Source organism: Lentzea albida, from assembly GCF_900111005.1.
Taxonomy (GTDB): domain Bacteria; phylum Actinomycetota; class Actinomycetes; order Mycobacteriales; family Pseudonocardiaceae; genus Lentzea; species Lentzea albida.
In genome coordinates this window covers 390,080-412,611 of record NZ_FOFV01000002.1, presented here as the reverse complement: position 1 = coordinate 412,611, position 22,532 = coordinate 390,080, and the positions used below count along the sequence as shown (strand labels likewise).

Below are 22,532 nucleotides of genomic sequence, written 5' to 3'. Positions count from 1 at the left end.
GTCCACGGCCGTACGACGCGCACGAGCCCGTGTCAGGAGCATCGTTCTCGGCATGATCGAACTGCGGCACCTCACCAAGACCTACGGCACCAAAGTGGCCGTGGACGGCATCACCGCCACCATCCGCCCCGGAGTCGTCACGGGCTTCCTCGGCCCCAACGGCGCCGGCAAGTCGACGACCATGCGCATGATCGTCGGCCTCGACCGGCCGACCTCCGGCACGGCGCTCGTCAACGGCCACCCCTACGCCACCTCCCGCGCACCGCTCGCCGAGGTGGGCGCGCTGCTCGACGCCAAGGCGGTCGACTCCGGCCGCAGCGCCCGCAACCACCTCCTCGCGCTCGGCGCCACCGTCGGCATCGGCCGCCGCCGGGTCGACGAGGTGCTCGCCCAGGTCGGGCTGAGCGAGGTGGCGCACAAGGCGGCCGGGTCGTTCTCGCTCGGCATGGGCCAGCGCCTCGGCATCGCCGCCGCACTGCTCGCCGACCCGGCCGTGCTGCTGCTGGACGAACCCGTCAACGGCCTCGACCTCGACGGCATCCAGTGGATCCGCGACCTGCTCACGGAGCTCGCGGGGGAGGGGCGCACCGTGCTGCTCTCCTCGCACCTGATGAGCGAGATGCAACTGGTCGCCGACCACCTGCTGGTCATCGGCCAGGGACGGATCCTGGCCGACTCGTCGATCGCGGACTTCATCGAGGAGTCCCCCGGAGGCAACGCGGTCGTCGTCGTCTCGCCGGACGCGGGCAGGCTCGCGGCACTGCTCGCCGGGGACGGCATCTCGCTGACGACCCGCGAGCCGGGCCGGTTCGAGGTCCGCGGCACGACCTCGGCCGCGATCGGCGACCTGGCCGCGGAACACGGGCTGCGCGTCCACGAACTGACCCCCGTCACCGCCTCGCTCGAGTCGGCCTACCTCGAACTCACGCGCGACAGCGTCGAGTACACCGCCACCGTCCCCACGCACGAACTGGCAGCCTGATGACCACCACCCTCCCCGCACCCGCGACCCGCGTCCGCCCCCAGACGCTCACCAGGGCCGTCCACTCCGAATGGATCAAAACCCGCAGCCTGCGCAGCACCTGGGTGGGCATGGCCGCGGTCGCCGTGGTCATGATCGGCTTCGGGGCGATCGCCTCCGCGGTCTCCACCGGCTCCGTCCAGCCCCCCGGCCCGGGCGGCTCCGACGGCGGCGGCCCGTTCGGCGGCGGCGGACCCCTCTCGACCGTCCTCACCGGCTCCACGTTCGCCGTGCTCCTGATCGGCGTCCTGGGCAGCCTCGCCGGCGCCCGCGAGTACGGCTCCCGCATGATCACCGCGTCCGTGGTGTCCGTCCCCCGCCGCTGGCAGGTGGTGGTGGCCAAGGCCGTCGCCCTGTCCGCCGCCGTGATCCCCACCGCGCTGATCGCCGTCCTGGGCTCCTACGCGGCGGGCACGGCCATCCTCTCCGCGAACGACGCCCCGACCGCCTCGCTCACCGACGACGACGTCCTCACCACGTTGTTCGGCATGGTCGGCTACATCACCGCGATCGCCCTGATCGGCCTCGGCCTGGGCATCCTGCTGCGCAGCGTCGCGGGCAGCATCGGCGCGGTCGTCGGCGGCATCCTGATCCTGCCCAACATCGCCGGCGCACTGCTGCCCGACAGCTGGGACACGATCCTGCGCTTCCTGCCGAGCTCCGCCGCCTCCGCGTTCACCGCGGTGGCCGCCGCGGGCGACAGCAAGCTGGGCGCCGCGGCAGGTGTCGCGGTGCTGGCGATCTGGGTCGCCGCCGCTGTCGTCGCCGCGGTGGTCAGCCTGAGCCGCCGGGACGTGTGACGCCTGCGGCCGGTTGGGAGGGTGCGCCTTCCCCACCGGTCACGAGCGTGTTGCCGGACGTCGCCGTGCTCCGCCCGCGCTCACTTCGCCGACTTGATCAGCCGCAACCAGTTGTCCCCCACCAGGAAGGTGTCGACCTGCGGGTCGAAGACGAACTCGTCGCGCAGCGCGATGCCGGTCTGCGGCTCGAACAGCGGGACGTAACCCAGTTGCTCGGCGTTGAGCGCCATCAGCGACCTCAACTGTGCGAACCGCGCCTCCGCGCTGCTCGGCGCGCCGATCTGGTCGACGACCTGGCGCACCTCGTCCGGGTGGAAGTTGGCGGTGTTGAAGCCGTTCGGCCTCGCCGAGTCCTCGACGAACAACACCGACGCCAGCTCGCCCGCGTAGGGGGTGCCGCCCCCGGCACGGATGATCTGGATGCCCAGGTCCTGGTGCGCGTAGATCTGTGCCACCCACTGCTGGCGCGGCATCGGCTTCGGGGTGAGCCTGATGCCGATCCGGGCCAGGTTGCGGGCGAGGTCCTCCAGGGTGAGCTGGGCCCACGGCTCGTCGGCGGCGTAGGGCGCGTCGACGGTGAACCCGTTGGGATGTCTCGACTTCTTCAGCTCCGCCGCGGCCTTGCCCAGGTCGAACTCGGGCAGCGCGATCGACTCGGTGAGCTCCGCGGCGCGGTCCTCGCCGACCGTCGCGGTCAGCTGCGCGGTCGTGAACGGGCTGGCGGCCAGGTCGGCCCGGCCGCCGAAAGCGGGCGCCAGCAACCCCTTCCGGTCGACCGAGTGCGCGATCGCGCGACGCACGTGCTCGTCGTCGAACGGGGCCGTGGCCGTGTCCAGCGACAGGTACGTCGTGGTCGTGCTCCGCACGAACTGGGCGCGCACACCGCGGAGCTGTTCCCACCGCTGGGCGTGCCGCACCGGGAAGTCGATGGTGCCGTCCACCTCACCGGCCTGCACGGCGCGCCGCAGGGCCTCCGGGACGGCGATGGGCTTGATCTCCGCGGAGACGACCTTCGGCTTCGCACCCCAGTACTGTTCGTTGCGGCGCAGCGCGACGCCGCCGGCCGGCGAGAACGACTCGACCGTGTACGCGCCCGACCCCATGCCCGGCCTGGCACCGGTGCCGAGCTCCTCGCCCGCGGCCTCCACGTAGGACTTCTGCTGCACGAACCACGCCAGCGCGGGCGTGTACTGGAACGCGGCGTCCGGGTGGCTCAACCGGACGGTCACCTGGTCCGGCCCGCTCACCTCCACGGACTTCACCGCCGCGAGCAACTGCGCGGACTCCGAGGCGGTGGCCGGGTCGAGCTGCCGTGCCAGCGAGAACCGGACGTCCTCGGCGGTCACCGGCTCGTCGTTCCAGAACTTCACGCCCCGGCGGATCCGGTAGACGTAGGTGTGGGAGTCGGGACTGGACCACGACTCCGCGAGGCCGGATTCGAGGTTGCCCTTCATGTCGAGCCTGAGCACGGAGTCGAACAGGGCCGCGATGGCCAGGTAGGACGTGCCGTCGAGGCTGTGCGCGATGTCGAGCGAGCGAGGCCCGGCGGCCACCGCCCACGTCAGCTTCGGGATGTCCGCGTCGTGCGCGACCGAGGACCGGTCGCTCTCCGCCGCACCGGAGCAGCCGGTGAGCGCGGTGGAGACGGCGAAGACGGCGAGCCACGTCGCCGTTGTGCGGCTGAGGTTCAAGAGAACGCCCTTTGACAGGTCGAAGGTGCTTTTGGCACGTGATCGCCGCAGCGTAGGAACTCGAACACGCGAAATCTTCGTGCGGAACAACGAAAGAACTCCGGCCGACTTGTGTCGTCGGACCGTCCTCTTCAGAAGCATCGGCGCGGCAACGGGGGTGCACTGCACCCACGCCCGGCAGGCCGAACCTCATTACGGTCGTTCACGCAGGCCCAACCGAACCACGGAGGAGACACGAGCATGACGCCGCGCAGATGGCTCATCACGGGATGTTCGGCCGGACTCGGCCGGGTCCTCGCCGAGGCGGTGCTGGACCGCGGTGACCAGGCCGTGGTCACCGCGCGCGACCCGCGGTCGCTGGAGGACCTCGTCGCCGCCCACCCCGGGACGTGCCGGGCGGTCACGCTCGACGTCACGCGGGAGGGAGACGCCGCGGCCGCGATCTCGGTGGCGGAACAGGAGTTCGGCGGGCTGGACGTGCTGGTCAACAACGCGGGCCAGGGCATGGTGGGCGCGATCGAGGAGGGTTCCCCCGAGGAGTACCGGCCGCTGTTCGAGACCAACGTCTTCGGCGTGATCGAGACGACCAGGGCCGCGCTGCCCGCCCTGCGGAAGGCAGGTGGCGGGCGGATCGTCATGATGTCCTCGGGCGCGGGAATCGCCGGGAGCGCCGGCAGCGGTTACTACAACGCCACCAAGTTCGCCGTCGAGGGCCTGTCCGAGGCGCTCGCCCAGGAGGTCTCCCCGTTCGGGATCGCGACGATCATCGTGGAGCCCGGCCCGTTCCGCACGGAGTTCCTCGGCCGCTCCATGCGGATGGCCGCGGCCGAGATGCCGGAGTACGCCGGCATCTCGGCCGGGGGCCGCCGCCGCTACCGCGCCGAGCACGACGGGCGGCAGCCGGGCGATCCGCGCAAGGCCATCGACGTCCTCCTGCGGGCGGTCGACGCCGAGCACCCGCCACTGCACCTCCCGCTCGGCGCGGGGGTCTACGCCGCCGCCAGGAGGAAGTTCGCGGGCTTCCTCCAGACGATGGACGAGTGGGAGCCGCTCGCCTCCAGGACGGCCTTCGACGACGCCTGAACCATCCCCGAACACCTGGACCGGTTCGGCGGGAATTCGCGAGCAGTTCAACACGCATCCCCACCTGATTCGTACTGCAGAAGCTGACGCATCGTGACGAACATTCGCCCTCTTCTCGCGTGTTCGCCGCATTCGCCCGAATAGCGGGCGACGTCAACGGTCAAGAGCGTTCACCCGCTTCACGCCAATGGCGGGCGAATGGACGCGAACACCTTCCTTACGTTGAGTTGGCGGAACCGGAAAGTTCCATTCTTCGCACCCTGCAAGCGAGGAGAAACCATGCTCAGGAAAGCCTTCCTGGCCGTCGCGCTCGCCGCGGCCACGACCGTCGTCGCACCCCTGACCGGCCACGCGTCGGCCGGTGGAGCCCCGCCCACCGCGGCGGCGGTCAACGTCTACTACGACACCAGCAGCGCACCCACGTTCGCGAGCGCCATTCGGCAGGGCGCGGCGAACTGGAATGCGCGGGTGTCCAACGTGAAACTGGTGGAGAACCGCAGCGCGGCCACTCTGCGCTACCGCGAGGGCAACGACCCGCGCGGTTCGTACGCCTCGACCAACGGCCACGGCAGCGGCACGATCTTCATCGATTACACGCAGGCGCGGCAGTACTACGTCACCCGCATCACCGCCCACGAGACCGGGCACGCCCTCGGCCTGCCCGACCACTACAGCGGCCCGTGCTCGGAGCTGATGTCGGGTGGTGGTCCGGGCACGTCGTGCACCGTCGCCTCGCCGAACGCCACCGAGGCGGCCAGGGTCAACTCCCTGTGGGCCAACGGGTTCGCCGGCACCTACGAGTGGAAGGTGATCTACGAGCAGGTCCCCGTCCACTCCTGAGCGCGCACGACCGCGAGGCCTGGGTCTCCAGTGGACCCGGGCCTCGCCCGTGCGCCGGGGAGTGGGCCTGCGGAGCACGGTGGACGCTGCACATCACTCCATCGTGCGACCGCGGCCGCTGCTGATCACATTCGGTCGCCGCGCGTGGCTCCTGCGTCGACTTGATGCCGCTCTCCGAGTGGTGGAGCGCCTCGGCGATCGAATCCGGTTGCTACACAGCGCTTCCGCGATCAGGCGTCAGGTCGCCCGGTCCGGGGACGTCTCCGCGGCAAGATCTACCATCGGCTACGGCCAGACGGGTCGTCGAGCAGGAAGGTCCACACCGCACATGATCTCCGATCGGGACGACCTGCTGGCGGACGTGGTGTCGTCGAGCGCCGCCACGACCACCCACGCCGGTCCGCAACCGGATGGCGCGACCTGGGTGCGAGCGGCCATCGGCGCGATCAACCGGCGCGACCACGCGAACGCGATCGTCGCGGTGCGGATGGTGCTGCGGGACGAGGCGTCCCGGATGGCCGCGCTGGACGTGCTCACCTCGGTGCTGGTGCACGGCCTCCCGATGGGAGGCCTCAAGTCCGACGCGCGCGTCCCGATCGGGATGACGGTGCTGAAGGAGGAACACCACTGCGCCAAAGCGGTCGAGTACGCGGCAAGCCTCCTGACCGCGGTGGCGAACAGCGACGTCGGCCTCGCCGGGCCGGCACTCGAAGCTCTCGCGGGCGACCACGGCTTCGACATCCTCATCGTCCTGGTCCGGGAGGCCGCGGCACGTCTCGAGTACTTCGTCGGCGTCGACGGCGACACCGCCGACGCCTACTACCTCGTGACCGGAGGCGGGCAGCTCTGATCCCCGCTACGGCTGATGGTCGCCGGTGGTGATGGCGCGGCGGAACGGTCGCAGGCGCCGCGGCGTCTCCGCCTTGCGCGGTGGCCTGTCGTTGGCGATGAGGACGGCCATCCACGGCAGCGGAACCGACAGCAGGATCAGGGCGAGCGCCAGCCACCAGATCTTCGCGAACACCACGGCGAGCACGATGCACGGGATGCGCAGGCTCATCATGACGGCGTACCGGCGCCGTCTGGCCGCGAGCTGCTCCTGGTGGGACGGTGCCGCCGAAGTGATCAGCACGGGTTGGTCGCCGCGGTGTGAGTTCACAGTTCGACCTCCGTTCTCGCTCAATCGGAAGTGCGGGCGAGCACCAGTTCGACGGCCTCCGTCAGCGACTCGGGCCGCTGCACGAACGAGGGCAGCGCCACGCCGGACCAGCCCGGTCCCGCGACCGCGAGCAGCGAATCAGAGCGCGCGTGCAACTCGTCCAGAGGCACCGCTGCCGTCAGATCCGCGCGATGGGCCCAGATCAGCGTGACGCCCGGCCGCAGAGCGGCGACAGCGTCGCACAACGCGCGAGGAGGCACTCGAGCGCCGAGACTGCGCCACTGGCAGTCCTGTTCGGACAGCGCGGCTCCGAGCGCTTCCAGAGCGAGGACGTGTTGTTCCTCCGGTGCGGTCGACAACAGCGCCGCCGGCGGGCCGGGCGCGGTCGACCGGGGTACGCCTCGCATGGCCTGCAGAACGCTCGCGCTGGCCAGGTGCTCGATCTCGACCCCGCTGCCGCGAGCGGCGATCATGTCGCCGATGTCGGTCAGGCAGGGGACGAACACCGAGTCCCACGCCGCGACGACGCCGTGGTCGGCGATGAGCTTGCCGGCCACGTCGAGCATCGACGACTCGTCGAGTCCGTTCGCGGAGGTGACGAACGCGAGCCGAGCGGCCCGCGCGATGTCGTCGTCCAGCGGCGACCGCGCCCGGAACGGTCCGCGATCGCGTTGCCGGCGAGCGAGTTCGGCCGCGGCCGCCGGTGTGACTCCCCGGGCGGTCAGCGCCATCATCCGCCGGATGAGCTCCACATCGGAGTCCTCGTAACGACGATGACCGCCTTCGCTGCGCTGCGAAGGCCCCACGCCGTAACGCTGGTCCCACGTCCTGAGCGTGGTCGGTGCGATTCCCAGCATCGCCGCCACCGCGCGAGGCGTGTAGGTCACGGCCGCCTGCGGCGGGACTGCGCGGTGAGCATCGCCCGCAGTTCGCTTTCCCCCAGACCACCCCAGATGCCGAAGGTCTCCTGGACCTGGAGCGCGTGCTCGCGGCACTTCTGCATCACGGGGCACCTCTGGCAGATCGCCTTCGCCGCCGCTTCGCGTGCCTCTCGTGCGCTGCCCCGCTCGTTGGGTTTGTGGAAGAAGTAGGTGCTGTCCATGCCTCGGCACAGACCGGACAGCTGCCAGTCCCACGACTCGGTCACGGGCTGGGGCAGACGGGAGAGCTCGGGCACGGTGCACGACCTTCGCTGACAGATGATCACGATGCGCTGACCCAAGCATAAATTCGACTCAGAAACGACGCAACTCGGCGTCGAGTTCGTCGGGGCGGCGCGGTCCGATCACGCCTCAGGCGGGTGCTGCTCGATCGTCGCGCGCACGACGCCGAGGTAGCGGGCGACCACGTCGAGCTCGTCGGCGGTGAAGCCGGACGTCGCGGCGAGCAGCGCGGTGTTGACCGAACCGAAGAACTCCCTGCCCTCGCTCAGTGCGGAGGTCGTGATCCGCAGGACGAGTCGCCGACGGTCGGACGGGTCGGGAACGCGCTCGAGGTGGCCCGCCGCCACCAGGCGGTCGACCAGTGCCGTCGTGGCCGCGGTCGTGACGCGGAGCTGGCGCGCGAGCTGCGAGGGCCCGATGTCGTCCCCTGCGTCACCGGCGTCCATGACCATCGCGAGTGCGGTCGCGTCGGTCCGGTTCAGGCCCGTGGCCTGGGCGAACGCATCGCCCAGGCGGGTGGTGACCGCTGCCACGGCCCGCACCTGGTCGAGCACTTCCTGGTGCAGGGACACGTCATCTCCCGTCATGCAGGCCCGGCCGGACCTAGTTAGATTTCCTAGTAGTCAATCTATGGGAGTTTTCGATGGTCGAACCACAAGAGGTCACCGAGGCGGAGTGCGTCGTCGTGGGCGGTGGTCCGGCCGGCGTAGTCCTGGGGTACCTTCTCGCCCGCGCCGGGCTGCGCGTCGTGCTGCTGGAAGCGCAGGCGGACTTCAACCGCAGGTTCCGCGGCGACACGCTCGCCCCGTCCGTGCTCGACTACCTCGACCAGCTCGGACTGGCGGACGAGATCCTCAACACCATCCCGCACACCAGGGCCCGAGCCTTCCAGTGGCACACGCCGAAGAAGACCTACACGATCGCCCGTTACGACAAGACCAGCGCGAAGCACCCCTACTACGCCCTGATCCCGCAGGCGTTGTTCCTGCCGCACATGGTGAAGCTGGCAGCGGCCCATCCCGGCTTCGAGGTGCGCATGCGGGCCAAGGTGAACCAGTTGCTCCGCGACGACACCGGCAGGGTGTGCGGAGTCCGGCACACCGGTGAAGGCGGGCAACGCGAAGTGCGCGCCCGCCTGGTCATCGCCGCTGACGGGCGCAACTCGAAGGTCCGCGTCCTCGCGGGCGCGCAGACCACCCAGCTCGGGGCGAGCCTCGACCTGCTGTGGCGCGAGTTCCCGCGCCGCGACGGCGATCCGGCGCTGTCGGGTCTGCAGCTGTTCGGACACCCGCTCGGCACGATCGCCGTGCTCAACCAGGTCGACCACTGGCAGATCGGGTTCACCATCGAGGCGGGGTCGTTCCCGCGCCTGCGGGAAGGCGGTGCCGGCCCCGTCGTCGCCGCGCTGCGGACGAGCCTGCCCTGGCTCGGCGACCGGGTCGACGCCATCGCCGACCCGGCGGAGTTCACCCTGCTGCCCGTCCGCATCACGAAGGTCGACCGGTGGTACCGCCCGGGAGTCCTGCTCATCGGCGATGCGGCGCACGTCATCTCACCGGTCGGGGGCAACGGCATCAACTTCGCGATCTGCGACGCCGCGGAGACGGCCAACCGGATCGCGGGCGTGCTGCTCGACGGCGGACCCGACGCCGAGCTCGACGCGGCCTGCGCGGAGGTCGAGGCGCGCAGGAGGCCCCCGGTGCAGGCCGAGCAGGAACGTCAGGTGCGCATCGAACGCGGCAGCGCGGCGCGCGTCCGTCGCGGCCTTGCCAGTCCGGCGCCCGTGCTGCGGCTCGTCGCCGCGGTGAAACCTCTCGCCACCTTCTTCGGTTCGCTCAACGCCAAGGGGCTGATGGCGCCGGCCGCTCCTGCGGACGTCATCCTCCGGCGCGAAACCCAGGTGTGAAGCCGCGCATCACAGCGGTCAGCCCAACTCACCCCGCAGCACGCTGACGCCGTGTTCCTGTTGCCCCAGTCGCTGAGCGGACACGTCGACCACCTTGAACCGGGTCAGGTCGACCTTCGCCGGAACCGGCACCTCGACCTCGCCACCCGTCAGCACGCCGAGAGGGATCATCGTGTCGACGCCGTCGTAAAGCCACACCTGGTAGAGCCCTTGTGGCGCGGGCATTCCGTCGACGGCGACCCGCATCACCGCGTGGTCTCCGGTGCGGACCACGCGCACGGTGCCCCGGGCGCCGCCGGGAGCCGTGCCGAGCCGGGACAGCTGTGCTCGTGCCAGCAGTTGTTCCGCCGCCACGGGTGTGCTCGTAGCGGCTCTGTCCACGACGACCGCAGAGGCCGCGCCGATCACCGCGGCCGCGGCGGCGACCGCGAGCAACCCCCGGACCCGGCGACGTGGCCGGTGCGGTGGAACCGCGACGACGGTCGTGTTCTTCCGGTCGACCTCGGCGGTGATGCGGTCCCAGACGGCCTCCGACGGCATGGGCAGGTCGAGTTCGACGTGGCTTTCCCTGCCCAGGGCCACCACTTCGCGAAGCGAAGCCAGCTCGGCGCGGCATGCGGCACAGCCGCGGACGTGGTCCGAAGTGGACCTGTCGGCGGCCGGCTCGCCCAGGGCGACGAGCGTGAGCTGATCGGGGTCAGCGTGCGACACCGTCCACCTCCCACCGCTTCCTCAGCCTGGCCACACCGCGGCGCAGGTGGCTCTTCACCGTGCCCAGCGGCAGGCTGGTCACCGAAGCGATCTGTTCGTGCGTGAGATCATCGTAGAACGCCAGGAACAGGACGCGTTGTTGCTGGAGTGGCAGCTCGCCGATCGCCTCGAGCACGATCATGCGGTCCACGACCCGTTCGGGTCGCACGGCCTCGTCGGACATGGTTTCGGTGCTGCTGCTCCGAAGCGCTTTCACGGTGTTCGTCTGGCGGCTTCGCGTCCTGAGCTGGTCGAGGCTCCGGCTGCGCGCGATGGTGAGCAGCCAGACCAGCAGGCTGCCCCTCGCCGGGTCGAAGCTCCTCCTGGTGCGCCACGCCGTCACGAAGGTCGTCTGGACGATGTCCTCCGCGTCGGCGTGCGTCCCGAGGGTGGCCGCCGCGACCCGCAGCACCGCCGGGGCGTAGCGGTCGTAGACGGCACGAAGCGCACCGTCGTCACCGGCGACGAAGGACTTGGCCACCTCGTCGGCGGTGTCACCTGTGTCGTTCACGGCCGTGACCACCGCGGGCAACATCGGACCACCTGACCGGATCCAGAGCCTGCGGCGGGCTCAGCGGAGTACGGGGTCGCCGTACCCGAGGACGAGCCCCGGGGTGAACGCGGTGACGCCGAAGGTGCTGTTGAGCACGGAGGCGGCGCCGGGCGTGAGGGCCAGCGTGACGCCCTGGGGCGTGGCCGCGCCGAGGGTGAACAGGTCCGCTCGTGTCGTGAAGTTCACCAGCCCCGAGAGCACGCCGCGCTTGAGGTCGATCGTGTAGTTGGTCAGGTACAGCCTCGTGTGTCCTGCCCGGAGCACGAGCCCACCGATGTGCTCGATCGTGCCGTCCGACGGGTCGCCGACGATGGCGAAGCTGATAGCAGACCCGTTGGTGCGCGCGAGGAACGGCTTGACCTTCACGCCCAGCGAGGTGAGCGCGGCCGCGGCCGCGGTGTCGAGCGTCAGGTCGGTCCGTCCGCGGAAGAACTCGTTCGCCGCGCCGGCCGGTGAAACCGTCGTGGCCGACGGGGCCGCGGTGGCGGGGACGGCCGCCGCCACACCACCGGCGACTGCGATGCCGAACGCCAGTGCGGCGGCGATCAGTCGGTTGCGCATCGAAGCACTCCTCAACTCGTCCGTGGCTGGATGAGTCGGGTACGACGGGCGTGGTCGCCGCGGATGCACCTCGCGCCGAGGAAGTCGTTCTGCGAGTGGTGTGTGCCGTTCTGGCGGCACACACCACCGGGGTCACATCACCACTGGCAGTGCAGGTGCGTGGCATGGCCCGCGTCACCGGGCCCGAGCACCAGGACCGCGCCGTTGTTGCGGCAGCTCTGCATGACCCCCTGGTAGTACGGGTTGGACGAGCTGACGGAACTGCCGTTGATGCTCGCGACGTCGAACGCGACGCCCTGGTAGTGCTTCGACCCCGCGCTGTGCGAACCGCCGGCGATCTCGCTCAGGGTCAGGCGGTAGGCGGATCCGACGTAGTAGAGCCCGTTGAGCATGGAGTTCGCCAGGCAGACCGATCCACCGGGAGCCGTGCCGTAGCTGCTGCGCTGGGCGGCGAGACCCGAGGCGGCCTGGTTGATGTTCTTCAGCGCCGTCGCGTTGTCCGCGACGCCGCTCTCGTGGTAGTTCCAGAACGAGGTGCGGCCCTGGTTGATGATCGACAACGCGGTCGCGGAAGGGCACGGTCCCGCAGAAGCCGAGCCGGGCAGCGCGACCACCAGCACCGCGGCCGCGGCCACTCCGGTGACGAATGCGAAAAGCCTTCGCGCGAAATTCATGGTGCGAACCTTCCGTTCGAGAACAATGCCGAAAGGCTAACAATTCGAACTGGTGCTCTGAAGTGCCGAAATTAAACATATCGCCGTGTGAACACCATTGGCGCTATGTCACGACGTGCGATTTGTGATGCCCTGAAGGAATATGCCGCGCTCACGAAGGATCTCGCGCGTCAGAAATGCGGCAGTGCGGCCGGGTTCTCCTCCAGCCAGTGGAGGTACTGCGGCATGACCGGGGCCAAGGCCACGTGCCTTCGCTGGTGCTCGTCGACCAGGGACCTGATCAGGGACGTGGACACGGCGGTCTCGCGCCACACGCAGATCTTGCGTTCCGTCGGCCCGTCCGCCAGCGGCCGGACGTCGACGCGGTAGCCGTAGAACGCACCGCACAGAGGACTGGCCAGCCCGATTCCGGTGCCGGTCTCGACCGCGGGGAACAGCGTTTCCACGTCACCCCAGAGACGCACCTCCGGCATCGCGGCGCCTTTGCGCAGCGCCCGTCCGATGATGGTGCGCAGCGTTCCGCTGGAGGGCATCAGCCACGGCTCGCCCGCCAGATCAGCGAGCCGGAGGACGTCACGCCCACTGAACGAGTGGTCCCGTGGCGTGGCGACCCACAGGGGCGTTTCCAGGACCACTGCCATGCGCAACCCGGGCGCCGGCCGATAAGGGGCCACCGGATCGTCGACCAGAAGGGCGAGGTCGACGGTGCCGGCCTCCACGAGCGCTTTCACGACCGTGTCCTGATCGCGCGTGACGTGCACCTGCCACCCGGCCCCGAGCAGGAACTCGGTCGTCAGCGCCGGGTTGAGCGACGCGGCCATCCTCAGCTCACCGCCCGTGGTCCCGCGGAGTTCGTCGAGCTCGGCGAGCATGTCGTCGACCGCGGTGATCACCCGGCCGGCGTGCTTGACCACGACGAGTCCGGCGGGGGTGAGCGTGACACCGTCGACGGAACGGTCCACCAGTGCCATCCCGAGGGCCTTCTCCATCCGGGCCACCTGCCTCGACAGGGACGGCTGGCCGACGCCGAGCCTCGCCGCCGCCCTGCGGAAACTGCCCTCGATCCGCAGCACGTCGAGCGCGCGCAGGTGGCGGACGTTGAACTCCACGACAGGTCACCTCATCGGCCGCACTGAGCGGGATCTCGAGCGGTGATCGCCCGCCTGGTCGTCCCCGATGGTGCCCTGGCCGCTGTGCGCGGGCAAGGTCGAGCGCCGGTCGTCCGGCGGAGTTTTCGGGCCGGGTGCATCCGAACCGGGGGACGCCGTCGTATCTCCCGCGTCCCCGGTTCCCCGGACTTGGAGTGAAGATGAGGAACATCGCGTTGCGCGTCACCGCCGCCGTGCTGTCGGCCGTGGCCATGTCGTTCGGTGTCACGCTGCCCGCGGGCGCGGCCGAGGACTCGATGGTCACGGTGGTGCACGGCATCCCCGGCCAGCCGGTCGACGTCTACGTCAACGGCAAGAAGACGCTGGACAACTTCGCACCGGCGACCGTCGCCGGCCCGCTGACCCTGCCTGCCGCGACCTACGACATCGCGCTCACCAAACCGGGTGAGGCCGTGGACAAGGCCATCCTGCGCAACAACGCGCTCGCCGTGCCGGGCGGCCAGGACGTGAGCCTGGCAGCGCACCTGGACGCCTCCGGCAAACCCGCGCTGACCGCGTTCGTCAACGACAGGTCGAAGCTGGCGGCGGGTCAGGCGAGGTTGATCGTCCGGCACACCGCCGCCGCACCCGCGGTGGACGTGCGCGCCGGTGGGAAGCCCGTGTTCTCCGGGCTCACCAACCCGAAGGAGAACAAGGCCGACCTGCCCGCCGGCACGGTGAACGCCGACGTCGTGCTCGCCGGCACGACGACCGTCGCGATCGGACCGAAGGACCTCGTGCTCAAGGCCGGTGCGGCCACCATCGTCTACGCCATCGGATCGGCGGAGGCCAAGTCGCTGACCTTCGCGGCCCAGACGATCGACGGCCTGGGCGGCGCGCCGAGCGGGATGCCCGCCGGTGGGGGCAGCACGGCCGGTTCCGGCCTGATGCCGTGGGGTCTGGCGCTGGCGGGCCTCGTCGCGGCGGCGGCCGTCGTGGTGGCCCGGCGTCGTCCGGCGGTTGAGTCCAGGTGACCCGCGCTGGTGTGCTCGCGTTGGTGGTCTCCGTCGTTCTCGGGCTGGGCGCGGTGTGGCTGGTCTCCCGCGGTGAGCGCGACTTCGGCGCGGAGGTGGTCCGGGAGATGGCCACCGCGAGCACGACCAGTCCCCAGGCGGTCGCCGGCGCCCCGGTGCCGACCCGGCCCGCGGACCTGCCGGTGGAGCGGCAGGACGTCCCGCCGACGTCGCTGTCCGTGCCGGGGATCGGCCTGACGGCCCGGGTCGTGCCCACCGGCGTCGACGACAACGCGGAGTTCGCGGTACCGCCCAGCGTCGACGTCGTCGGGTGGTACGAGTTCGGCGTCGGACTCGACTCGCCCGCGGGCTCGCTGGTCATCGGTGGACACGTCGACAGCGCGACGGACGGGCCGGGCGCGTTCTACCGGCTCCGTGAACTGGACAGGGGTGACGAGGTCGCTCTGACGGGGCAGGACGGGCGCGTGAGGAGGTACCGGGTCGTGGCGCGTGAGCAGTACCCGAAGAAGGATCTCGACCTGGGCCCCTACTTCACCTCGACCGGTGCGCCTCGACTGACGCTTTTCACCTGCGGTGGGGAGTTCGACCGTGCCACGAGGTCCTATGTGGACAACGTGGTGGTGACCGCGGAACCCGTCTGACCCGGAGACCGGCATCGCTCCACAATGGAGTTTCGCCTCCCTGTTGCTGGTGACACCGCCCCAGCGGACACCGACAACCGGTCAGGAGGGTCGCGCGTGTCCGATCACCGGAGCCCGGAGGCGCGCTCGGGCGCCGGAAGTGGTGAGAAGCACGCGGCGAAGTGATCCGCCCCGGGTTGGGGATCCCACGACGGCGACCGTTCCGCGCACTCGGCCTCGGCGCGCGGGCAGCGCGGGTGGAACGCGCACCCGGACGGCGGGGCGGCCGCCGACGGCATGTCGCCGCTCAGCACCACCCGGCGGCGCTGCCGTTCCTTCGCCGGGTCCGGGACGGAGACCGCCGACAGCAGTGCCGCGGTGTAGGGGTGGCGGGGAGCGCGGTAGAGCGACGTCCGGTCGGCGAGCTCGACGATCTTGCCCAGGTACATCACGGCCACCCGGTCCGCGATGTGCTTGACCACCGACAGGTCGTGGGAGATGAAGACGTAGGTCAGGTCCAGCTCGCGCTGCAGGTCCCGCAGCAGGTCGGCCCTGCTGGACACCCGCGACATCCGGGCGCACTTCCCGGCCGCCGACACCATGCTCCACCTCGACGCCGCCCACCAGACACCGCTGTCCACCGCCGTGCGGGCGCGGCTGGACGCGTTCTACGACCAGGCCCAGTTCACGGCGGGACCGAAGTCGACGTGGCTCGCCCGCACCGAGGAGGTGCGCGCCCAGTTGGCCGGGTTGCTCGGCGTCGCCCCGGAAACCGTCGCGTTCACCAAGAACACTTCGGAGGGGCTGAACATCGCCGCGCGCGGCCTGCGGTGGCAGCCCGGCGACAACGTGGTGCTGCTGGCGTCCGAACACCCCAACAACGCCTACGCGTGGCTCGCGCAGCGCCCGGCCGGGCTGGAGGTCCGCCAGGTCCCCGACGACAAGAAGTGGGCCGACGCCGCGACCTTCGCGCCCTATGTGGACGAACGCACCCGCGCGATCGCTCTCTCGCACGTGATGTTCCACAGCGGACAGCGCAACGACGTCGCCGACATCGCCCGGCTCGCCGCCGCGACCGGGGCACAGGTCGTGCTCGACGCGATGCAGTCCGTCGGCACCCTCCCCGTCGACGCGGGAGAACTCGGCGTGGCCGCGCTCGCCGCGGGCAGCCACAAGGGCCTGCTCGTACCGCAGGGCCTCGGCTTCCTCCACACCGCCGCACCCGCCGACGTCCTGCCCCCGACCTACGTCGCCACGGCAGGGGTGGCGAACACCCGCGCCGACCTGGTCGCGGGCCCCGAGGCACTCCGCCTGCGCCCGGACGCCCAGCGTTTCGAGATCGGCAACTTCAACCTGCCCGCGATCCACGCCCTCGGCGGCGCACTCGACCTCATCTCCGCCATCGGCCTCCCGGCGATCTCCGAACACCTGCTCAGCCTCGGCGACCGGCTCATCGACCACCTCGACCACCTGGGCATCACCCTGGCCGGACCGCGGGAACGCGAGCGACGCAGCCACATCTACGTCCTGGAGCTGCCGGACACCGGCTGGGCGGAGTTCCTCGCCGGCTCCGGGGTGAGGCTGTCGAAGGTGCGGACGGGACTGCGGGTGTCCTTCGGCCTGTACAACACCGGTGACGACGTCGACCGCCTCGCCGACATCCTCGCCCGCGGCCAGCGGAGTCTGCGACCCGCCTGACCGCGGCTCGGTCGGACGGGGACCAGCACCCTCTCGTCGGCTTCAGATCTGAGCGGCTCCGCCGTCGACGGCGAGTTCGGAGCCGTTGAGGTAGCTGGAGGCGTCCGAGGCGAGGAAGACGGCCGCCGCGGCGATCTCCTCGGGCTCGGCCAGGCGGCCGAGGGGGATCGTGGCCAGGGAGGCCGCGCGCTCGTCGGCCGGGATCAGGTCGAGCAGGTCGATCAGGCCCTGGGTGCGGGTGCCGCCGGGCGAGAGCATGTTGATGCGGTACCCGCCCGTACCGGCGCCGTGGGCGAAGCCGCGGACCAGGTTGCGGAGCGCGGCCTTGGTCGCCCCGTAGACGGGCAGGGACGCCTGAGGCCGGGTGGCGGCCGAGGATCCGGTGAAGATGACCGACGCTCCCGGGGACAGCAGCGGCAGCGCCTTCTGCAGGGTGAACAGCGGGCCCTTGACGTTGGTGGCGAGCATGGCGTCGACCTGCTCCTCGGTGATCTCCCCGAGCGCGGCGGCGATCCCGATCCCGGCGTTGGCGACCAGGACGTCGATGTGACCCGCCTGGTCGGCGACCGTCGCGTAGAGGCTGTCGAGATCGTCGATCCGGTCCACGTCGCAGCGGATCCCGGTGACCCGGGGACCGAGTTCGGCCTCCACCTCGTCGAGCTGTGCCTGGCGGCGACCGGTGACGAACACCCGCGCGCCCTCGGCGTGGTACGCCCGTGCGGTCGCCCGGCCGATGCCCGCGTTTCCGCCGGTGACGACCGCGACCTTGTCCTTCAGAACGTTCATGGTTGCTCTTCCCTAGTTATTGTCTACCTGGTCAATAAAACAGTTTTTGACCAGATGGGCAATAACTGGGGCAGGGGTGTGACCGACGACATGGGCGCCGAGGTGGCTCTACGCCTGCACGGGATCCGCGTCCGCCTCGGCACCGAGCACGCGAAGTGAGTCGAGTGCGACCGCGGTGAGTGCGGCACGACCGACCCCCGCCCGGCCGAGCAGCTCCATCCCCCGGATGACGGCGACGAAGTACATCGCCAGCGACGGCAGGTTCGCGTCCGGCGGGAGATCGCCGTTGCGCCGGGCGTCCTCGAGGCAGTGCGTGTAGATCCCGGCGAGCTCCTCGATGCCGGCCTTGGTGACCGTCGAGAGCTGGTCCTGCTCACCGGTCGACTCGACGAGAGCGCGCGTGGCGAGGGAGACCCGGCTGTCGCTGCGGCTGAACTCGATCGCCCTGCGCAGCACGTGGCCCCGGATCCGCTCCAGCGGGGAGGCGTCACCGTGCTGGAGCGCTTCCGAGACGGCCCGCGCCGCCTCGTCGCGGTCCTCCGAGAGCGCCCGCAGGAACAGCTCCCGCTTCCCGCCGAACGCGTTGTAGAGGCTCTGCTTCCCCAGTCCGGTCGCCCGCACCAGGTCGTCCAGGGTCGTGGCGGCGAGGCCGTTCACGACGAACACCTCGCTGGCGCTGCTGATGACGTCACGTTCTACGAACTTGCGGGGGCGTGCCATGCGCCTCAGGGTACGTTGTTGACCGCATGGTCAAATGATCATCGAGGAACAGGATCTGCTTTCCGCGCGCGGAATCGGGCGTGGCCTCACGAGGTGTCGGCGGGCCTGCCGGGAGGGCCGTGGCGGTCGACCTCGTCGGCGAAGCGGGTGAGCAGAGCGGCCAAGTGTCCGACGTCGCCCTCCGGCCACTGCCGCAGGACCTCGGTCAGCCACGCGAGCCGGAAGCCGGTGGCGTGTTCCCTGGTGCGGCGTCCGCCGTCGGTGAGCACGACCCTGGTGCGCCGGGCGTCGGCCGGTGAGGGTTCGCGGCGCACCAGGCCTGCCTTCGCGGCGCGGTCGACGAGGCGGCTGGCGGTCGAGTGCTCGGTGTCGGTGAACGCGGCGATGTCGCGGATCGTGGTGTCCTCGCCGGCTTCCTCTCCGCGCGCGCACGCCTCGATCACCAGGATGCTCGACATGTCCACGGGCATGCCGCCGTCCTTGATGGACGATCGCGGCGCGCTCCACAGCCTGCGCAACCTCACCAGGGCCTGGTCCAGGTCATCCAGGTGTTCCTCGCTCGACATGTATGTATGGTACATGTAATCGAGGGGTCGGTGGCGGAGGTGTCGGATGAGGATCGCGGTACTGGGTGCGACGGGTCGTACCGGCCGTCTGGTCGTGGCGGAGTTGCTGCGCCGGGGGCACGAACTCGTCGCCGTGGTGAGGGATGCCGAGCGAGCCGGGCTTCCCGGCGAGGTGGCGCTCGTCGTGGGCGACGTCCGGCGCGCGGAGGTGCTGGCGCGGGCGGTGACCGGAGCGGACGCCGTGGTGTCGGCGCTCGGGCCGGGGCCGGAGGCGCCACGGCTGCACGGCGAAGTGGCACCGGTTCTGCGGTCGGTGATGGCGGAGCGGAACGTGGGCCGGTACGTCGGCGTCAGCGGCGCCGGGCTGACGATCGCCGGTGACCGCAAGAGCGTCCGGGACCGGATCATCTCCATGCTGATGTCGCGGTTGGAGGTGGTGCGGGACAAGGCCGCCGAGCACCGGGTGTGGGCGGGCAGCGGCATCCGGTGGACGCTGGTGCGCCCACCCCGCCTGAACGACGAGCCCGCCGAGGGCCGCGTGGAGCACCACGCCCACTCCTCGCCGCGGCGCACCGCGCTCAGCCGCGGCGACCTGGCGCTGTTCCTCGCCGACGTGGTCGAGGACGGCCTCTACGTCGGCCAGGCCCCGCTGGTGGCGGCGCGATGAAGGCCGTCGTGCTGCAGGGCCGCGGCGGACCCGAGGTCGTCGCGAGCACCGACGTGCCGGACCTCGGCCCGCCCCGCGGTGACGAGATCCTCGTGCGGGTGCGGGCGAGCAGCGTCAACGGCACCGACCTCGGCCTGCGTCGCGGCGGGCTACCGGCTCCACTGGTCCGGCGCAGGCCCTTCGTGCTCGGCTTCGACCTGTCCGGTGTGGTGGTGGCCTGCGGCCCGAAGGTGACCGCCTTCGCTCCTGGTGACGAGGTGGTCGCCCTGCTGGGCCACGGCGGTGGGGGACAGGCCGAGCACGCGCTGCTGCGGCAAGGTCGCGCGGCGTCGGCTCCGCGCGGTGTGCCGGCGTCGGAGACAGCGGGGTTGCCGTTGGCCGGACTCACGGCACTGCAAGCCCTGCACCGCCGCGCGCAGCTGCACCGGCGACCTGGCGCACGTGTGCTCGTGGTCGGTGCGAGCGGGGGCATCGGAGCGTTCGCCGTGCAACTGGCCGTCCTGGCGGGCGCGCGGGTGACCGGAACCGCCTCGGCGGGCAAGCGGGACTTCGTCGCCGCGCTCGGCGCCGAGGACGTCGTCGGCCACGACGCGATCCGCGGTACCTACGACGTCGTCCTCGACAGCCCCGGCGCGCTGCCGGCAGCCGCAGCCCGCCGGCTGCTCGCGCCGGGAGGTGTCCTCGTGTCCACGCACCCCGCGAGCGTGCAGTCCGCTCGCGGTCTGCTCGCCTCGGCGCTGGGCGGTCCCGGCTACACCGTCGTGGCCACCTCCGCACGTTCGGCCGATCTGGCGAGGCTCGTGCGACTCGTCGAGACGGGTCGTCTGCGCGTTCCCGTCGACCGGGTGTTCCCGCTCGCCGACCCCGCCGGGGCGCACTCCCACCTGGAGAGCGGCCGGGCCGCGGGCAAAGTGGTCCTGGCCGTCGCAGACGAGCCGTTCGCCTGATCACCGGCACGTCCGGCAAGCGAGTCGGTCACCGCCTCGTCGAGTGGTGTTCGCCCGGAAGCAGCACTCCTTCCACCCCCGGCGGCTAGACACTGGCGTGCCCACCGCTCGCGCCGGCGTGGGGGCACGAAGAAGGGGATCCGATGAAGCGATCGACGTTGTCCGTTCTGCTGGCACTGCTCGTGACCGTCGTGGCGAGCCCGCAGCCGGGTGCCGCTGCCGCGCCGGGCCGGGTGCAGCCGCTCGAACGCGCCCACGCGCACAACGACTACGAGCACGACCGCCCGCTGGCCGACGCCCGCGACCGCGGGTTCACGTCGGTGGAGGCCGACGTGTGGCTGGTGGACGGCGAACTCCGCGTGGCGCACGACCTGGCGGACGCGCGGCCGGGCCGCACGCTGCGCAGCCTGTACCTCCAGCCGCTCGCTCAGATCGTGCGGGCGAACCAGGGTCGCGTCTACCCGCACTGGCGCGGTTCCTTCCAACTGCTCGTCGACATCAAGAGCGACGGTCCGGCGACCTACAAGGCGGTGGACGAGGCGCTGCGCGAGTTCCGTCCCATGCTCACCCAGTGGGTCGACGGCCGTGAACGACGTGGCGCGGTCGAGGTGGTCATCAGCGGGAACCGGCCGCGTGAGGACATGCTCGCCCAGCGGATCCGGCGGGCCGGGTACGACGGGCGGCTGAGCGATCTCGGCAGCGGTGTCCCCGCCACGTTCATGCCGCTCGTCAGCGACAACTGGACGAACAACTTCACGTGGCAGGGAGTCGGCGCCATGCCGGTCGCCGAGCGGGAGAAGCTCCACCGCATCGTGTCGCAGGCACACGCCGCCGGCTACCGGGTGCGGTTCTGGGCCACCCCGGACGTGGCGGGTGAGGCGCGGACCGCGGTGTGGCGCGAGTTGCTCGCGGCCGGCGTTGACCACATCAACACCGACGACCTCGCGGGGTTGCGGGCGTTCCTCCTGGCGAACGACCCGGCTGAGTGCCGCCGTCGGGAGCAACAGCGTGATGAAGACAAAAAATGGGAACGGCCCGGACCACGTGAATTGCCCCATGCGCAATGACAAAGGGTTCCGGTAATCGGCCTATCAGTTCCACGAACGGTGATTCGTGATGGCCGCAGACGGGTGAATCTTCTCGACAGCGATTCTTGTGTTCTTGGACAGTTCCATGGTGCGCGGTTCCCTGCAGCCACTCACCACATGCATTCCGTTCCCACCACGCACAGCGAACGGCATGCCCGAAAGGAACACCCCATGCACGACGACGATGAGCCGGTAGGCCGTGTACTCGGCCGGCGGCAGGCGCTGATCCTGCTCGGCGCCGCAGGTGCGACGCTCACGGTCGCGGGATCTCCCGTGGCCGGCGCCACCCAGACCGCCGGCGGAGCCGAGGTCTGCGGACCGGCGCTGAACTGCGTGGTCAAGCCGGAACAGATGGAAGGTCCCTACTTCGTCGACAGGATGCTCAACCGGTCCGACATCCGGACCGACCCGGCCACCGGTCAGCCGTCGCCCGGAACGGCGCTGACGCTCAACTTCACCGTCCAGTCGGTCCGCCCGGGACAGTGCAGCCCCCTGCCCAACGCCGTGGTGGACATCTGGCAGTGCGACGCGTTCGGGCTTTATTCGGACATCCCGTCACAGGGAAGTTCCGGCCGCCGTTTCCTGCGCGGTTACCAGAACACCAATTCGGACGGGAAGGCCCAGTTCATCACCATCCTGCCCGGCTGGTACACCGGCAGGACCCTCCACATCCACATCAAGATCCGGACGACCGGCACCAACGGCCTTCCGTACGAGTTCACGTCCCAGCTGTACTTCACGCCCGCGTTCGGCGCGGCATATCTCCGGACCCAGCCGTACGCGCGCAAAGGCCCCGCGGACACCACCAACAACAGGGACTCCATCTACCTGAGGGGTGGTGCCCAGATGGTGCTGAACCCGACCAGCACCGGGGCGGGCTACAGCGCGGACTTCGCGATCGGCCTCGACCTGTCCAACACGCAGGTCGGCCGCCCCGACTGACCAAGTGCATTCGCACGGATCTGAACTGCGCGGACATTTGTGCCGCGACGGCGCGAGCGCTGTCGCGGCACACCGGTCATGACGCCAACACCAGCCGGGCGTGTGAGGCCTCCTGCCGAGACCTGCTCGCCGTCATCGGCTGACCGTGTAGACGTCCACGTACCGGGAACACCCG

Annotated in this window: 28 protein-coding genes; 14 read left to right on the top strand and 14 right to left on the bottom strand. The window is 70.6% G+C overall.

The features are described from left to right. Positions 1 to 52: 52 nt before the first annotated feature. Both BMY74_RS07370 and BMY74_RS07365 read left to right on the top strand, forming a co-directional pair. Entirely contained in the window at positions 53 to 982 is a 930-nt protein-coding gene (locus BMY74_RS07370) for an ABC transporter ATP-binding protein (protein ID WP_089911603.1), read from the top strand. Further along, complete coding sequence (locus BMY74_RS07365) at positions 982 to 1,821, top strand: ABC transporter permease subunit (RefSeq protein ID WP_089911598.1); 840 nt, start codon at positions 982 to 984, stop codon at positions 1,819 to 1,821. The genes BMY74_RS07370 and BMY74_RS07365 overlap by 1 nt, the downstream gene beginning before the upstream one ends. 80 nt (positions 1,822 to 1,901) lie before the next feature. Here the strand turns inward: BMY74_RS07365 and BMY74_RS07360 are convergent, their stop codons facing one another. Continuing rightward, on the bottom strand, positions 1,902 to 3,512 hold the full coding sequence (locus tag BMY74_RS07360; protein WP_177229614.1) for an ABC transporter substrate-binding protein: 1,611 nt from the start codon (positions 3,510 to 3,512) through the stop codon (positions 1,902 to 1,904). Between the two features lie 240 nt (positions 3,513 to 3,752). On the opposite strand from BMY74_RS07360, the gene BMY74_RS07355 reads away from it, so the two are divergent. From BMY74_RS07355 to BMY74_RS07345, 3 genes are all read left to right on the top strand, one after another. Then, positions 3,753 to 4,595 (top strand): oxidoreductase, encoded by an 843-nt coding sequence (locus tag BMY74_RS07355; protein ID WP_089911592.1) that lies wholly within the window; start codon positions 3,753 to 3,755, stop codon positions 4,593 to 4,595. Between the two features lie 279 nt (positions 4,596 to 4,874). Next, positions 4,875 to 5,435 carry a snapalysin family zinc-dependent metalloprotease gene (locus BMY74_RS07350; RefSeq protein WP_089911590.1) on the top strand — a complete coding sequence of 187 codons (561 nt, stop codon included), beginning with the start codon at positions 4,875 to 4,877 and terminating at the stop codon, positions 5,433 to 5,435. Between the two features lie 328 nt (positions 5,436 to 5,763). Continuing rightward, complete coding sequence (locus BMY74_RS07345) at positions 5,764 to 6,285, top strand: hypothetical protein (RefSeq protein WP_089911586.1); 522 nt, start codon at positions 5,764 to 5,766, stop codon at positions 6,283 to 6,285. 6 nt (positions 6,286 to 6,291) lie between these two features. Here BMY74_RS07345 and BMY74_RS07340 read toward each other — a convergent pair whose 3' ends face one another. From BMY74_RS07340 to BMY74_RS07325, 4 genes are all read right to left on the bottom strand, one after another. After that, on the bottom strand, positions 6,292 to 6,594 hold the full coding sequence (locus BMY74_RS07340; RefSeq protein ID WP_245785955.1) for a DUF3099 domain-containing protein: 303 nt from the start codon (positions 6,592 to 6,594) through the stop codon (positions 6,292 to 6,294). Positions 6,595 to 6,614: 20 nt separating this feature from the next. Further along, positions 6,615 to 7,481, bottom strand: a complete 867-nt coding sequence (locus tag BMY74_RS07335; RefSeq protein ID WP_089911580.1) for a MerR family transcriptional regulator — start codon at positions 7,479 to 7,481, stop codon at positions 6,615 to 6,617. After that, entirely contained in the window at positions 7,478 to 7,771 is a 294-nt protein-coding gene (locus tag BMY74_RS07330) for a WhiB family transcriptional regulator (RefSeq protein ID WP_089912587.1), read from the bottom strand. The genes BMY74_RS07335 and BMY74_RS07330 overlap by 4 nt, the downstream gene beginning before the upstream one ends. A gap of 108 nt (positions 7,772 to 7,879) precedes the next feature. Next, positions 7,880 to 8,329, bottom strand: coding sequence for a MarR family winged helix-turn-helix transcriptional regulator (locus tag BMY74_RS07325; RefSeq protein ID WP_177229613.1), 450 nt, complete (start codon positions 8,327 to 8,329; stop codon positions 7,880 to 7,882). 71 nt (positions 8,330 to 8,400) lie between these two features. On the opposite strand from BMY74_RS07325, the gene BMY74_RS07320 reads away from it, so the two are divergent. After that, on the top strand, positions 8,401 to 9,663 hold the full coding sequence (locus tag BMY74_RS07320) for an FAD-dependent monooxygenase (RefSeq protein WP_089911575.1): 1,263 nt from the start codon (positions 8,401 to 8,403) through the stop codon (positions 9,661 to 9,663). An 18-nt stretch (positions 9,664 to 9,681) separates the two neighbouring features. Here the strand turns inward: BMY74_RS07320 and BMY74_RS07315 are convergent, their stop codons facing one another. From BMY74_RS07315 to BMY74_RS07295, 5 genes are all read right to left on the bottom strand, one after another. Further along, the gene (locus BMY74_RS07315) at positions 9,682 to 10,374 is read right to left on the bottom strand and encodes an anti-sigma factor (protein ID WP_089911572.1); all 693 of its coding nucleotides are present in this window, start codon (positions 10,372 to 10,374) and stop codon (positions 9,682 to 9,684) included. Further along, complete coding sequence (locus BMY74_RS07310) at positions 10,361 to 10,948, bottom strand: RNA polymerase sigma factor (RefSeq protein WP_089911569.1); 588 nt, start codon at positions 10,946 to 10,948, stop codon at positions 10,361 to 10,363. The genes BMY74_RS07315 and BMY74_RS07310 overlap by 14 nt, the downstream gene beginning before the upstream one ends. A gap of 36 nt (positions 10,949 to 10,984) precedes the next feature. Beyond that, on the bottom strand, positions 10,985 to 11,527 hold the full coding sequence (locus BMY74_RS07305; protein ID WP_089911566.1) for a hypothetical protein: 543 nt from the start codon (positions 11,525 to 11,527) through the stop codon (positions 10,985 to 10,987). A 137-nt stretch (positions 11,528 to 11,664) separates the two neighbouring features. Then, complete coding sequence (locus tag BMY74_RS07300; protein WP_143091472.1) at positions 11,665 to 12,201, bottom strand: hypothetical protein; 537 nt, start codon at positions 12,199 to 12,201, stop codon at positions 11,665 to 11,667. Positions 12,202 to 12,371: 170 nt separating this feature from the next. Further along, positions 12,372 to 13,310 (bottom strand): LysR family transcriptional regulator, encoded by a 939-nt coding sequence (locus BMY74_RS07295; protein ID WP_089911560.1) that lies wholly within the window; start codon positions 13,308 to 13,310, stop codon positions 12,372 to 12,374. A 200-nt stretch (positions 13,311 to 13,510) separates the two neighbouring features. Between BMY74_RS07295 and BMY74_RS07290 the strand changes: the two genes are divergently transcribed. Together BMY74_RS07290 and BMY74_RS07285 are read left to right on the top strand one after the other, a co-directional pair. Next, on the top strand, positions 13,511 to 14,323 hold the full coding sequence (locus tag BMY74_RS07290; RefSeq protein ID WP_089911557.1) for a DUF4397 domain-containing protein: 813 nt from the start codon (positions 13,511 to 13,513) through the stop codon (positions 14,321 to 14,323). After that, a complete protein-coding gene (locus tag BMY74_RS07285) occupies positions 14,320 to 14,964 on the top strand; it encodes a class F sortase (protein WP_089911555.1) in 645 nt (214 codons plus the stop codon). The genes BMY74_RS07290 and BMY74_RS07285 overlap by 4 nt, the downstream gene beginning before the upstream one ends. A gap of 104 nt (positions 14,965 to 15,068) precedes the next feature. On the opposite strand, the gene BMY74_RS07280 is transcribed toward BMY74_RS07285, so the two are convergent. Further along, positions 15,069 to 15,545, bottom strand: a complete 477-nt coding sequence (locus BMY74_RS07280) for an oligopeptide/dipeptide ABC transporter ATP-binding protein (RefSeq protein ID WP_089911552.1) — start codon at positions 15,543 to 15,545, stop codon at positions 15,069 to 15,071. Here BMY74_RS07280 and BMY74_RS07275 point away from each other — a divergent pair. Beyond that, positions 15,544 to 16,641: an aminotransferase class V-fold PLP-dependent enzyme gene (locus tag BMY74_RS07275; RefSeq protein ID WP_089911549.1), complete on the top strand. Its 1,098-nt coding sequence runs from the start codon at positions 15,544 to 15,546 to the stop codon at positions 16,639 to 16,641. The genes BMY74_RS07280 and BMY74_RS07275 overlap by 2 nt on opposite strands. 42 nt (positions 16,642 to 16,683) lie before the next feature. Here the strand turns inward: BMY74_RS07275 and BMY74_RS07270 are convergent, their stop codons facing one another. From BMY74_RS07270 to BMY74_RS07260, 3 genes are all read right to left on the bottom strand, one after another. After that, the gene (locus BMY74_RS07270; RefSeq protein ID WP_089911547.1) at positions 16,684 to 17,427 is read right to left on the bottom strand and encodes an SDR family NAD(P)-dependent oxidoreductase; all 744 of its coding nucleotides are present in this window, start codon (positions 17,425 to 17,427) and stop codon (positions 16,684 to 16,686) included. 108 nt (positions 17,428 to 17,535) lie between these two features. Next, complete coding sequence (locus BMY74_RS07265; RefSeq protein ID WP_089911543.1) at positions 17,536 to 18,147, bottom strand: TetR/AcrR family transcriptional regulator; 612 nt, start codon at positions 18,145 to 18,147, stop codon at positions 17,536 to 17,538. 86 nt (positions 18,148 to 18,233) lie between these two features. Next, complete coding sequence (locus tag BMY74_RS07260; protein ID WP_177229612.1) at positions 18,234 to 18,713, bottom strand: MarR family winged helix-turn-helix transcriptional regulator; 480 nt, start codon at positions 18,711 to 18,713, stop codon at positions 18,234 to 18,236. Positions 18,714 to 18,759: 46 nt separating this feature from the next. On the opposite strand from BMY74_RS07260, the gene BMY74_RS07255 reads away from it, so the two are divergent. The 5 genes from BMY74_RS07255 (at position 18,760) to BMY74_RS47120 (ending at position 22,500) form a co-directional block, all read left to right on the top strand. Then, entirely contained in the window at positions 18,760 to 19,380 is a 621-nt protein-coding gene (locus tag BMY74_RS07255; RefSeq protein ID WP_089911536.1) for an NAD(P)-dependent oxidoreductase, read from the top strand. Continuing rightward, on the top strand, positions 19,377 to 20,327 hold the full coding sequence (locus BMY74_RS07250) for an NADP-dependent oxidoreductase (protein ID WP_089911533.1): 951 nt from the start codon (positions 19,377 to 19,379) through the stop codon (positions 20,325 to 20,327). The genes BMY74_RS07255 and BMY74_RS07250 overlap by 4 nt, the downstream gene beginning before the upstream one ends. A gap of 143 nt (positions 20,328 to 20,470) precedes the next feature. Then, positions 20,471 to 21,394 carry a phosphatidylinositol-specific phospholipase C/glycerophosphodiester phosphodiesterase family protein gene (locus tag BMY74_RS07245; RefSeq protein ID WP_089911530.1) on the top strand — a complete coding sequence of 308 codons (924 nt, stop codon included), beginning with the start codon at positions 20,471 to 20,473 and terminating at the stop codon, positions 21,392 to 21,394. A 192-nt stretch (positions 21,395 to 21,586) separates the two neighbouring features. Further along, entirely contained in the window at positions 21,587 to 22,357 is a 771-nt protein-coding gene (locus BMY74_RS07240; protein WP_089911527.1) for a dioxygenase family protein, read from the top strand. Further along, positions 22,354 to 22,500, top strand: coding sequence for a four-helix bundle copper-binding protein (locus BMY74_RS47120; protein WP_483868008.1), 147 nt, complete (start codon positions 22,354 to 22,356; stop codon positions 22,498 to 22,500). Before BMY74_RS07240 ends, BMY74_RS47120 begins: the two co-directional genes overlap by 4 nt. Positions 22,501 to 22,532: the final 32 nt, after the last annotated feature.